We start from the raw sequence: 11,798 nt of genomic DNA on the forward strand, positions 1-11,798 counted from the left end.
TCTCCATAATAAATGAAAAAGACGAATTGTAGTTCCGTCGAACTACAATCCATCTACAGGTTAGTATGTTTTATTTATGATGATTGAAATCAATAGTTCTACCGTATCAAATACGGAAAGCAAGATCAAACAGCCAACGGATGCAATAATATTGCTATTTTATTCTTCAGTATCACGTGCATCAATATCGTCTTGCAGATTTAGAAAGTAATGATCTGACACACCAAATAGCCTCCCTAATTGAGTTGATACCTCATCGGTAATTGAACGTTGATCGTGTAAAATCTCTTGAATCATTAATCTCGATAATCCACTTTCTTTCGCAACGCTGTCAGTAGAAAGACCTAGTGGCTCAATAAATTCTTCTTTGAGGATTTCGCCAATTGTTGGTGTTGACAGTTTTTTCATAATAGTTCTCCTTTTGCAAAAGAATCGATAATCAGAAGACAGTTTTATCAGTGAAGTTCAATTTGCTCTTACTTCTTAAGGAGAGTACGATTTAATTACTAGTAATAACAACTATTAAGGATTATAAAATGAGTAAAAATATTCCTTCTCCCATCATTTATCATACTAAATATAATCGAGAAACTGCACTGAATCTTGATCAACAAATTCAAGAATCTGTTCATGATCCGCAAAATACTAAATACCTGGTCAATTATCCAACAGTGTATATCATCAACGAAGCGGGAACCCACCAAAAAGCTAAGTACACGGTCTACGTTGGTGAAACTAATGATATCCAGCGACGAACGATCCAGCACCTGGATACAGACCCCACTTCAAGGTCAGATTGGCGTCAACTGCGCCAAACTCCTAATGCCTTGATGTACGTCATTGGTCATCAGTACTTTAATAAATCTTTAACTCTCGACATTGAAAACCGGATGATGCATTACTTGTCTGGCGTTAGCACCGTCAACCACCTCAATAACCGACGGGATAACGCCCAAAGTGATTACTATAAGTCGGATGAAATGATTCCGATCTTTAATAAAATTTGGACCAAACTGCACCGGCTAAAGCCAGACTTGTTCCCCATTCAACGAATTATTGAAGAGTCCGCCCTCTTTAAAGCATCTCCATTTCATAAATTAACCCAGGCACAACTAGTTGCTAAAAAAGAAATTCTCAAGGTGGTAGAACAGGCATTACGCAGCAACCAAACAGGTCAATTAATCCTGGTAAAAGGTGAAGCTGGTGCTGGTAAAACCGTTTTGATGAGCAATATTTTTTACGACCTCGCTAATGAAAATAACCAGCAACTCTCAGTCACGATGATGGTTAACCACCCGCAACAACAAAAGGTTTACGAACAGATTGTCAGCAAATTAAGCATGGCTGACAATGCTCAAGTTCAAAAAGTGCCAACTTTCATTAACAGACATTCTCCAGAACACCCGGTAGACATTGCCTTTGTTGACGAAGCACACTTACTCCTAACCAAGCGAAGCCAGGCATATTATGGTCACGGAACAAATGAACTCCTAGATATTATTAAACGAGCACGGGTCACCATTGCCGTTTATGATGAGAATCAAGTCCTCAGTAGTACCCAAGTAATTGAAGATCGTGACCGCCAAGCAATCGAACAGCGGGTAAACTACAAAGTAACGCTGAAACATCAAATGAGGATTGATGCCTCGCCGCAAATGGTGGAATGGCTTCACCAACTCGTTGATCATCAAGTCATCGGCAAAGCCCCTCGTGATCCAAAGTACGATCTTCGTTTGTTTGATGATCCCGCCAAAATGCAGCAAGCGATTCAAGACAAAGCATCCCAAGATGGTGATAACGGTATTAGCCGGATGCTGGCCACCTTTGACTGGCCATACTCAGGAATGTCAACTAATGGCGACCAACTGTGGGAAGTTTCAGAAGAGCAGTGGCATATGCCGTGGAACCTCCAATTAAAACCAAGAAAAAGCGATAAACATAAAATCGCCGGGGTCAAATATTCTGACCTTTCATGGTCAGAACAACCACATACTGTCAACGAGATTGGTTCTACTTATACCATCCAAGGTTCAGACTTAAACTATGCCGGTGTTATTATCGGCCCCTCTGTTAAGTACCGTCATCACCAGATTGTCTTCGACCCGTCTGCGAGCAAAGATGCAAAAGCCGTTCAACGTCGAACAATGCACGATGGCTCAAAGAAGGCGTTTGGTGAACAACTAATCAAAAACGAGTTTAACGTCCTGATGACCCGCGGCGTTCACGGACTCTACCTTCATGCCGTTGATCCGGCACTGCAACAGGCCCTAAAAGAAGCGATTGAATAGTCAAAATCGCCCTTGGAATTATCCAGGGACGATTTTTTTATTGATTATTCTTCAATAATACGCTGGTACAGTGGCTCATCTGTGTCACCCTCGGTATTGATGACCAGGATGCGCGACTGTTGATCTAAGCCCAACTCATTCCGTTGGGGACGGTACGCTGGATTGGTCAACAACTGGTGGACGAAGGCAAAACCGGCCACGCCGGATTCGCCAGCGATGACCAGCGGATCGTTGCCTGTCGGTCGTGCCAATTGCTTCATCCCCTCCTTGACTGCTCCATCAGTCAACGTCCCATAAAAAGCCGCCGTTTGCTTAATCACCGGCCAGGAAATGGCACTCGGCGTCTGACAATTCAACCCGGCCATAATGGTGGCTGGTGATCCCGGGATGGTGTGCGGCTGACCATCACCAACCGTGGCCGACTCAAAGTAGCAGTCGACCGTTGCTGGTTCAACGATCGTGATGGTGGGCGTCTGTGCCGTCGGCCACTGGCTTAACAGCGCGTTAATCAATCCTGATGACATTTGACCCACTCCTGCTTGGAGGAAAACGTGGGTTGGCAAGGGCTGCCCTGCTAATTGTTTCAGTACTTCCGTGGCGACCACCGAGTAACCAGCTGAAATTTCGGCCGGAATTTCATGGTAACCATCCCAGGCCATATCCTGGACTAACACCCCTTGCGGGTCCTTGTCCGCGAGGCGACTGGCCAGTTGAACAGTGTCATCGTAATTGTCCGGCGTAATCTCCACATCGCAATTAGCAAACTGCCGGATATGGTCGGCCCGCACCTGAGTGGACGGGGCTGGCATCTTCACCACCGCGTGGGTCCCCAGCTTTGCGGCCGCCCAGGCAATCCCCCGGCCGTGGTTGCCGTCGGTAGCAGTATAAAAAGTCATCTGGCCAGCAACTTGCTTCACTGCTGGGTCCTGCAACTGGTCATAGGTCAGCCCATCAATTGGTAATCCGGCCCGCTTGGCGATTTGGCAGGCCATCGCGTACAGGCCGCCGGTAACCTTAAATGACTTTAGGCGGTCATCAAACCGCTGCCCCTCATCTTTAACGAAGACCTGGCCAACTCTGTGTCCCTTCGCATAGTGATCGAGACTCACCAGCGGTGTTGGTTGGTAAAACGGCACCGTCTGGTAGAAGCGGGTTACTTCCGCCACTTGACGCGCCACTTGCTGCTGGTCAATCTTCTTCAACTGAAATGGTGATTTAATTAATTGAATTGCACTCATCCTTACTCACTCCCCTTGTTATTGTTTGCGACGCCGCACCGCTGCCCGACACTGCGGATAAAAAATTAGTAGACAAATAGCATAGGCCCAGCTAGTGGCAACGTTGAGGACCCAGACAAACCAGGCACTCGGTGCGCCGAAGAAGGCCACGACAGATAAGTCGCGGAGAATTTCCTTCAACAACGCTTGTGAAAACTCGTGGCCAGTCAGTTCCATCCCAAAGTAAATCTCCAGTGCCAATTGCAGGGCAAAAATCACGATCCAGCCTACTAAATAGGGCCAGTTTCGCTTCACCTCGACAATTGGCCGCTGGTATTGGTCAACTTCCCCGGTATCTCGTAATTGAACTCGCTTGGCCTGGAAAACACCGACCGCTAACCCAATTGCCAGCAGGGCTGTCGCTAATGCCAGCGTTTGTCGGGAATAGTGGTGGTGTAAAAGCGCAACCATCATCAAGATCGAATAAAAAGGCACGACCACCAGCCGCAAGCGGGTCACTCGCTCATACTCAAAGGTTCCCTTGATAAATTTGATTGCCAGCAGTACCAGAAAGATTATCACGGGCGAACCTCCTTTGTAACTAGCCGTGGTTTAAGTTCAGACTAGCTTACTGATCCTGGTCTCCTTCATATTCGGAAAAGAAATCTGCATCGAGACTGTACAACTCGTAGCTCTGTTTAACGTTAACCCCAGCCCGGTATTCAATCATCAAGTCCGTCAGCTGGTCGCCATCGACTAGGATAATCCCGAGCCGTTCCGCCATCTCCTTGGCACCGCGGGTAAAGGATGAAGTGGTAATGAACACGCCCTGGCTAGCATGTTTAATCTTCATTGCCGTGCCAAACTCCATAATCGCGTGTTGCTGAACAATATCACTAGCCCGGTAATGTTTAACCTGAATGTAAACTTTCTGCACACCGAGCGGATCCTGGCTCAAGACACCGTCAATTCCACCATCTTTGGAACGTTTCGTTACTTGAATCAGGCCGTTATCACCCTTATAGCCCATCAGCGCAAAGAGGCGCACCATCAGCTCTTCAAAACGGTAATGGTTGATCTTCGCCATGCGGGCCAGTAATTCATCCTTGGTTTGCTCACGCTGTTCATCAAACCAGTCATTAATATTACCTTTCGTCAAGGCAGCACTGAGTGCAGGCACTGCTTGTTTAGAATCAAGCTGTTCAACCTTGCCAGTCACCTTCGCCCGGTGCTGGGTATATTGAGGTAACTGATGAACGACCATTTTGTTAAGGTCTAACCCGTAAGTCGCCACCATTTTTTTGCCAAGCGCGGTAATTTCGTACACTGACCGTTTTGGCGATGACAGTAGTCCTGCTACTCGCAGGTCACTCAAGGCAAAACTTGCCCGGTTCAGCGCCACGTTCCGCCCGTTATCATAGGTCAAGTTTCGTAAATCGGCAGGCATTTTAATTTGATCTAACGTGGCCTGCTTTAATTCCTTAGCCTTCCAAAGCTTCTGCGTGGTCGCCTGCTGCAGCATCACTGGCAGCAGGGAATCCCACGTGGGCAGCCCCTCGGCCGTTTGCTTCAGTGTTGAATAATCAATCAATGTGTTCTTCTCCTTGCTAAATCATCAATATTCCTATTTTATACTGATCAGTGGTAAATAACTAATCTCACTAGTAAAGTCAGCTAACGTTGATTTGCTGCTTCTGCAGGAAGATGTAGTCTCCCTCCTCTTTGGTTTGTAAAAAAGAACCACTCCCTTCACTTCTTTAGCTTGATCAAATGGATAACCCTCGTCTCTTGCCCACTACCTGCGGCTCCTTGCTTGACACTCATCAATTGACAGCGTTTTGTGTCCATGTGTTGTGAAATTATGTTCAAATCATTTCTTGTAATCTGCTATGTTAAAATGGAACTGTAATCTGAATTCGTATCAATCCCGTTAGGGGGGGCTGACGATGACTACTTTTAGTTCCTTTGCAGTTTCTTTCATGGCCTTTTTTGCCATTCTTAATCCCATTGGGAACTTGCCAGTCTTTATTTCACTGACGTCTGCCGATGATGAGAAAATTGCGAAAGTTGTTGCGCGACAGGCGTTAATTTTGTCAGCAATCATCATCGCGGTAGTGACCTTATTCGGCAAAGCCATCTTTCGTTTATTTGGAATTAACCTGGCTGCCTTACGAATTATTGGCGGTATCATTATTATCATCATCGGCTATGACATGTTGCATGGTAAAATTTCCAGCTTACAACATAATGTTGACCCAACAATGTCACCAGTAGAGCAGGAAAAGTCCGTGGCAGTTTCTCCTTTAGCAATGCCAATTCTGGCCGGGCCGGGAACAATCGCAACCGCGATGAACCTAGCGACTAAGGATAATCAGTTGGTCGTCATTCTTTCTTTTGTTGTCCTCTGTGTCATTACGTACTTCCTCTTCGTCTATGGCAAATTAATCGTTGCCAAACTAGGTAAGAATTTCATTACAGTCATTACCCGGTTAATGGGCTTAATTCTGGCTGTGATCGGCACGGACATGACTATTGCGGGGTTGAAAATAGCATTTACCTTTGTGCGATAGCATTATACTGTTACACCAGGAAAGAAGAATTCATTTCAGGATCACCAGGATATTCTCAACTATCATGACGATTGTATTCAACAGCCTTCATGTTGTTGAGCAAAAACTAATCATCATGAATCTGGCTAATCTTAATTCCTACTTCTTCGTTCTTATTGTATCGTAAGACGGTTGCCGCTTAAATAGACGGAAGGGGCTATAATGGTTAATAAAAATAACTGAGGGGCATTATTCATGGACTACAAGGAAACTGTTAATCTTCTCCGTAACTTTCGGGACCAGCGTGGCTGGGCTAAGTACCACAACCTGAAGGACCTGGCCATTTCGCTGAACCTGGAAGCCAGCGAAGTCCTGGAAATTTTTCAGTGGCAGCCCAGTGACCAACCACTGACGGATCAGCAAAAGCAGCACCTGACAGAAGAACTGGCTGACACAATGATCTACCTAATTTACATGTGTGACAAATTGGGGATTGACCCTGGCGAGGCGATTAAGGAGAAGGTCCACTTTAATCAAACCCGGACCTGGCCGAAAATTGACCGCTAACCTTACTTTTAGAAAATCACTTCACAAAGTCGGCAGTGCCGACTTTTTTTCTTTGGTTTCTGATTGACTAATAATTGTCGTCACGCCTACGAGTTGCGGAAACCAGCGTTGTGAAAAAACGTGCAATATTGAAGCGCTTTAATTTATCCCTTAAAATATCATCAATAACACTATGGATAGAGAAAGGGTTGGCTATAATGGCAAAGAAAATGTATGGTGCCGACGTCGTTGTCGACAGTCTCCGTAAACATCATGTGGGACTGGTCTTTGGGATTCCGGGGGCTAAGATCGACCGGCTGTTTGAATCGCTGGAAGACGGAACCGTCAATAATCCTAAATTAATCGTTACCCGCCATGAACAAAACGCAATCTTCATGGCACAGGCCTACGCCCGCCTCACCGGCAAAACCGGGGTCACCATTTCGACTTCTGGCCCCGGCGTTGGCAACTTAACAACCGGCCTGATGACCGCCAGTGCAGAAGGCGATGCCGTTTTGGCAATTGGTGGCCAGGTTCAGCGAAAAGACCTGCACCGGGCAACTCACCAGTCAGCCCCGTCGACAATGATCATGTCGCCAATCACTAACTATGCGGCCGAAATCCAGGACCCAGAAAACATCTCTGAAATCATGGCCAACGCTTTTGAGGCCAGCCAGGGTCCGCGGCACGGCGGCGCCTTTGTCAGCCTGCCACAAGACGTGGATGATGCAGTCGTTAAACAAGAACCGCTCCCGTACTACAATGGTGCCCAGCAGGGCCCGGCAGCGCAGCAGGCCCTCTGCCATTTGGCAACGTTGATTTCACAAGCCAAATTACCAGTCCTGCTCGTTGGTCTCCGCGGTGCCGATGACCGGACCGCTGCCGCCTTGCGAAACCTGATGAAGAACTACCACCTGCCAGTCGTTGAAACCTACCAAGCGGCCGGTCTGGTTCCGCGGGAACTAGAACACGTGTCCTACTTCGGCCGGGTGGGCCTCTTCCGCAACCAGGTCGGTGACCGCTTGCTGTCAGCCAGTGACCTAGTCGTCACCGTTGGCTACGACCCAATTGAATATGAACCACGGAACTGGAACAAGGAAGGCCACCTGCGGATTGTTGACCTCGACACAACCGCCGCGCAAATTGACAATAACTTCCAGCCGGAAATGCAGCTGGTCGGTGACCTGGCCGAAAGTCTGGACAACCTCGACAAATTACTCAGCGGCTACCAGTTACCAGCTGATGCCACGAAGCGTTTCGCACAGTTCCGCTCTGAACTCGTCCAGGAGGACAAGATTGACAAGCCGTCTGCTAATGGTAAGACCAGTCACCCGCTCGCAGTCGTCGAAGCGCTGCAAAAGCAAGTGAACGACGACACCATCGTGACGGTTGATGTCGGTTCACACTATATCTGGATGGCCCGTCACTTCCGCTGCTACAAACCGCGTCACCTGCTGATGTCCAACGGGATGCAGACACTGGGGGTTGCCCTCCCGTGGGCGATGGTTGCGGCGCTACTCCATCCGGAGAAGAAAACCCTGGCTGTTTGTGGTGACGGTGGGTTCCTCTACTCGGGTGCTGAATTAGCTACCGCCGTGGCTCACCACCTGAACCTGGTGATGGTGGTCTGGAACGATGGGGGCCACTACGACATGGTTCGTTTCCAAGAAGAACTCAAATACGACAAACCAGCCGGGATCAAGTTCGGTGAAGTCGACATTGTGAAGTACGCTGAATCCTTCGGCGCCACTGGCTTGCGGGTCAACCAGCCTGACGATCTGGGGAAGGTCTTAAAGAAGGCCTTTGCCACCGATGGACCGGTCGTCGTCGACGTTCCTGTGGACTACAGTCACAATAAGGAATTAGCAGCCAGCCTGGTTGACTCGGCTCTGGGCTAGAAGGAGGCCTTTTCATGAACACCTTATACGAACATGGAACCCTGGCCATGCTGATGGCCAAGAACCTGGCCGGCACTATTACCCTCAAAGAGTTGTTAAAACATGGCAGCTGTGGGCTCGGCACTTTCGAGGGCTTGGACGGCGAAGTAATGATCCTCGACAACGAGGTTTACCAGGCTGATTCGACTGGCAAGGTCCACCACATCACGGACATGTCAACCACCCTGCCCTTTGCCTCGGTGCACTTCCCCCAGGACACCCATGATGTTGACTTAAAGGACGTTAACTTTGACCTCCTTAATGGTGACTTTGTCCACGACCACCAGTTGCAAAACGTCTTTGCGGCGCTCCGCCTGCACGGAACCTTAGCCGACGTCCTCATCCGCATTGCCCCGAAACAAGAGCGACCGTACCCCAGTCTACTAGAAGTTGCCAAGGGGCAACCAACCTTTACCCGCCAAAATATTACTGGAACCGTCTTTGGTTACTATGCCCCCGCAGCTTTCGGTAGCATTACCGCCGCTGGCTGGCACCTGCACTTTATGAGTGATGACCACCAGTTTGAGGGGCACTTGTTGAGCTTTAACGCCCCACAAATGAGTGGTAATTACGAAGTGTTCGACCAGCTTAACCAGCACTTCCCGGTTAGTGACGATGAATTCCGACAATCCGATGTTGACCTGGATTCTCTCCGGGAGGGCATTGCCCAGTCAGAAGGGCACCAGGGATAACATTAAACAAACCACTAACGACCGCCGTTAGTGGTTTTCTTTTTGGCGTAATGCCTGGTAGCCACCGTTAACAAATTTTTGGATCATTTTCACATCCCGGAACCACTCCGGCGAGCGAGTAAAATGGTGGCGCTTATTAATCGCTAGGGAGCCATGAAGGATGTACGTAAACAGGCTGCTAGCTTCTTCCTTGCTCAGCCCCGTTCGCAGCATAATTTGTGGAACTGCCCGTCCCTGTTCATGGCGAGCAATCCGGGCAACGACGTATTCACTTAAATCCGGGTCCATTAAGAGTCGCCGGTACTTTGCTGAACCAGCAATGCGTTGGCAGGCCGGCAGCATTGACCCTTCCTCATCGTCTAGCCGCAGTGGTTGGTTAAACATCAACGCCTGGTCGAGGACTGCGTTTAAGACCTCGTTGAGGTTGGCGTAATGTAAGTAAAATGTCGACCGGGTAATTTCCGCTTGCCGGCATAGTTGCGCAACAGTAATCTTAGCGAACGGCTGCTGGTCAATTAATTCCAAAAAAGCTGTTTGAATAACGTTCAGCGTATAAATGGTCCGTCGATCCGTCTTTCTTTCCCCACTCATTGTAACGTCCTCCTTTGAAAATCCACGACACATTTCGCTAGCTGTCCACAACTACACAGCTAGCTTTTTTTTGTACTTAAGTTCGCGGTGATAATTCGGTACACTGTTTTTAAAAGTTCATTACATGTGTCTTTAATTATACAATCTGTCAGAAAGGAAGCAACTACGAAATGAGTGATTTTAATAATGCCAAAGCCCTAATTAATGATGCCGATGCACTTCTAATTAGTGCCAGCAACGGCCTGTCAATCAGCGAAGGTTACAACATTTTTGCCGATAACGAGGCCTTTAAAAAATACTTTAGTCGGTTTACCAAATTATACGGCGTCCACAGTATTATCCAGGGAGCACTCGGTAAACTACCGCAGAAAGCGCATGACGAGTTCATTGAACAACTGCAAAAGTACCTGGTCGAAGACTATTCGCCAACGGCAGCCTTTGCCGCTCTAAAGGAACTCATCGGCAACCGTAACTACTTTGTCATCACTTCCAACGCCGATACCCACTTCCAGCTTAACGGTTTTTCCGCTGAGAAGATCTGGGAGGTAGAAGGCAACTTCTTCGATAACCAGCAAAACTCCCCTGATTGGAAGCACCAGCAGGCTAATTTCGAAAAATTCCTGAATAAGTACGCAGCTAAAAAGGTGGTTCAACTCGAATTAGGGATCGGCAAACAAAACCAGTTAATTAAGGCACCCTTGATGCAGATCATTGGCCAGTTACCTTCATGGACATACGTCACCCTTAACCTGCCAGCAGAATTATCTGCCAACCCCACTATTAAGCAGCGGTCGGTAATGGTTGGCGGTGACATTACCGCTAGTCTCTCCCAGCTCGTCAAGGCAACCCCCAATGAGGATTTCATTAAGCAACTAGCCAAGCGCCAAAACGAGTTTGACTACGAGAAACTGGTTATGAAAACCCAGATGAATTACAGCAATTACTATGGCGTTTACGCCCAGGGCGGCACTGCTGAACCGTTAAGCGAACAGCCACCAATGTCGTACGACGAACAGGTGAAGTTGTTCGCCACGAAAATCAAGGAAGCTGACCACATCATTGTTGGTGGGGCATCCGGCTTATCGGCCGCTGGTGGTGGCGACTTTTACTACACCGATTCACCATCGTTCAAGCAGTACTTTGGAAAGTTTGCCAAAAAGTATGGTTTTAAGGGTGCCTTTGCAGGGATGCAATACCACTGGCAGAGTCGCGAAGAGTTTTGAGGCTTTTTAGCAACCTTCCTGCACACTACCCAGCATGCACCACTCCGTAGTCCCTACCGTTCCCTGCAACGGCTCCTCAAGGATAAGGATTACTTCATCCTAACGACTAATCAGGACACCCAGGCCATCAAGGCCTTCCCCGAAAACCTGGTCGCAGAGATTCAGGGTGACCACCGTTACTTCCAGTGTTCACGTCAATGTACCGATGACATTTGGGATGCCGTTAAGCCGGTTGAAGAGATGGTCAAGGCAATGGGTGATGGGACAGCCATCCCCACCGAAATGATTCCCCGCTGCCCGCACTGCGGTGCCGAAGCTTTCCCGTGGGTCCGTGGTTACGGCAACTTCCTGGAAGGCAGTAAGTACCACCAGGAATACAAAAAGATGACCGACTACCTCAAGAAGAATATGCACGATGGGAAAGTCCTCTTCCTCGAACTTGGTGTTGGTCGAATGACCCCGATGTTTATCCAGGAACCATTCTGGGAACTGACTGCCCAGCTACCAGACGCCTACGACATCATGGTCAACCGTGACTACCAATTTTTACCGAAAAAGATTGAGCATAAGGGGCTCGCAATCAAGGATGATATCGACCGGGTACTCAAGGATGTTGCGACCGAATTAAATGCCGATTAAGTTTTATCCATAAAAAGACCGTCAACGTTGTACAGCAACGTGAAGTGCAATAAAAAAGTTAGACAAAATTAGACAATTAAGCTGCTAAGGCATGATTTCGGTATTCTACTGGGGTC

Annotated in this window: 12 protein-coding genes; 7 read left to right on the plus strand and 5 right to left on the minus strand. The window is 48.1% G+C overall.

The window, feature by feature from the left end:
- Nucleotides 1-159 precede the first annotated feature (159 nt).
- Nucleotides 160-408: a HigA family addiction module antitoxin gene (locus Q0E49_RS07030; RefSeq protein WP_295747441.1), complete on the minus strand. Its 249-nt coding sequence runs from the start codon at nucleotides 406-408 to the stop codon at nucleotides 160-162.
- A 128-nt stretch (nucleotides 409-536) separates the two neighbouring features.
- Here Q0E49_RS07030 and Q0E49_RS07035 point away from each other — a divergent pair, with 128 nt between their 5' ends.
- Entirely contained in the window at nucleotides 537-2,288 is a 1,752-nt protein-coding gene (locus Q0E49_RS07035; protein WP_295747444.1) for a DUF2075 domain-containing protein, read from the plus strand.
- A gap of 44 nt (nucleotides 2,289-2,332) precedes the next feature.
- Here the strand turns inward: Q0E49_RS07035 and Q0E49_RS07040 are convergent, their stop codons facing one another.
- From Q0E49_RS07040 to Q0E49_RS07050, 3 genes are read right to left on the minus strand one after another with little or no spacing between them, the layout of a single operon-like run.
- Nucleotides 2,333-3,526: a diaminopropionate ammonia-lyase gene (locus Q0E49_RS07040; protein ID WP_295747446.1), complete on the minus strand. Its 1,194-nt coding sequence runs from the start codon at nucleotides 3,524-3,526 to the stop codon at nucleotides 2,333-2,335.
- A gap of 18 nt (nucleotides 3,527-3,544) precedes the next feature.
- Nucleotides 3,545-4,087, minus strand: coding sequence for a hydrophobic protein (locus Q0E49_RS07045; protein WP_295747448.1), 543 nt, complete (start codon nucleotides 4,085-4,087; stop codon nucleotides 3,545-3,547).
- 46 nt (nucleotides 4,088-4,133) lie between these two features.
- A complete protein-coding gene (locus Q0E49_RS07050; protein WP_295747450.1) occupies nucleotides 4,134-5,096 on the minus strand; it encodes a restriction endonuclease in 963 nt (320 codons plus the stop codon).
- Between the two features lie 355 nt (nucleotides 5,097-5,451).
- Here Q0E49_RS07050 and Q0E49_RS07055 point away from each other — a divergent pair, with 355 nt between their 5' ends.
- The 4 genes from Q0E49_RS07055 (at nucleotide 5,452) to budA (ending at nucleotide 9,229) form a co-directional block, all read left to right on the plus strand.
- Nucleotides 5,452-6,075: a MarC family protein gene (locus tag Q0E49_RS07055; protein ID WP_295747452.1), complete on the plus strand. Its 624-nt coding sequence runs from the start codon at nucleotides 5,452-5,454 to the stop codon at nucleotides 6,073-6,075.
- A 234-nt stretch (nucleotides 6,076-6,309) separates the two neighbouring features.
- Nucleotides 6,310-6,621: a nucleotide pyrophosphohydrolase gene (locus tag Q0E49_RS07060; protein WP_295747454.1), complete on the plus strand. Its 312-nt coding sequence runs from the start codon at nucleotides 6,310-6,312 to the stop codon at nucleotides 6,619-6,621.
- Nucleotides 6,622-6,818: 197 nt separating this feature from the next.
- Nucleotides 6,819-8,498: an acetolactate synthase AlsS gene (alsS, locus tag Q0E49_RS07065; RefSeq protein ID WP_295747456.1), complete on the plus strand. Its 1,680-nt coding sequence runs from the start codon at nucleotides 6,819-6,821 to the stop codon at nucleotides 8,496-8,498.
- A gap of 14 nt (nucleotides 8,499-8,512) precedes the next feature.
- Nucleotides 8,513-9,229 (plus strand): acetolactate decarboxylase, encoded by a 717-nt coding sequence (gene budA / locus Q0E49_RS07070; protein ID WP_295747458.1) that lies wholly within the window; start codon nucleotides 8,513-8,515, stop codon nucleotides 9,227-9,229.
- A gap of 27 nt (nucleotides 9,230-9,256) precedes the next feature.
- On the opposite strand, the gene Q0E49_RS07075 is transcribed toward budA, so the two are convergent.
- Entirely contained in the window at nucleotides 9,257-9,820 is a 564-nt protein-coding gene (locus Q0E49_RS07075; RefSeq protein WP_295747460.1) for a TetR family transcriptional regulator, read from the minus strand.
- Between the two features lie 170 nt (nucleotides 9,821-9,990).
- Here Q0E49_RS07075 and Q0E49_RS07080 point away from each other — a divergent pair, with 170 nt between their 5' ends.
- On the plus strand, nucleotides 9,991-11,043 hold the full coding sequence (locus Q0E49_RS07080; protein WP_295747462.1) for a hypothetical protein: 1,053 nt from the start codon (nucleotides 9,991-9,993) through the stop codon (nucleotides 11,041-11,043).
- Between the two features lie 240 nt (nucleotides 11,044-11,283).
- A complete protein-coding gene (locus Q0E49_RS07085) occupies nucleotides 11,284-11,682 on the plus strand; it encodes a hypothetical protein (protein ID WP_295747464.1) in 399 nt (132 codons plus the stop codon).
- Nucleotides 11,683-11,798: the final 116 nt, after the last annotated feature.

Source organism: uncultured Limosilactobacillus sp., assembly GCF_934202235.1.
Classification (GTDB): domain Bacteria; phylum Bacillota; class Bacilli; order Lactobacillales; family Lactobacillaceae; genus Limosilactobacillus.

Excerpts from the sequence above, each read along its gene's own strand:
- budA (WP_295747458.1), top strand. The coding sequence starts at position 8,513 with ATGAACACCTTATACGAACATGGAACCCTGGCCATGCTGATGGCCAAG.
- Q0E49_RS07060 (WP_295747454.1), top strand. The coding sequence starts at position 6,310 with ATGGACTACAAGGAAACTGTTAATCTTCTCCGTAACTTTCGGGACCAG.
- Q0E49_RS07080 (WP_295747462.1), top strand. The coding sequence starts at position 9,991 with ATGAGTGATTTTAATAATGCCAAAGCCCTAATTAATGATGCCGATGCA.
- Q0E49_RS07035 (WP_295747444.1), top strand. The coding sequence starts at position 537 with ATGAGTAAAAATATTCCTTCTCCCATCATTTATCATACTAAATATAAT.
- Q0E49_RS07040 (WP_295747446.1), bottom strand. The coding sequence starts at position 3,526 with ATGAGTGCAATTCAATTAATTAAATCACCATTTCAGTTGAAGAAGATT.
- Q0E49_RS07030 (WP_295747441.1), bottom strand. The coding sequence starts at position 408 with ATGAAAAAACTGTCAACACCAACAATTGGCGAAATCCTCAAAGAAGAA.
- Q0E49_RS07055 (WP_295747452.1), top strand. The coding sequence starts at position 5,452 with ATGACTACTTTTAGTTCCTTTGCAGTTTCTTTCATGGCCTTTTTTGCC.
- Q0E49_RS07085 (WP_295747464.1), top strand. The coding sequence starts at position 11,284 with ATGGTCAAGGCAATGGGTGATGGGACAGCCATCCCCACCGAAATGATT.
- Q0E49_RS07075 (WP_295747460.1), bottom strand. The coding sequence starts at position 9,820 with ATGAGTGGGGAAAGAAAGACGGATCGACGGACCATTTATACGCTGAAC.
- alsS (WP_295747456.1), top strand. The coding sequence starts at position 6,819 with ATGGCAAAGAAAATGTATGGTGCCGACGTCGTTGTCGACAGTCTCCGT.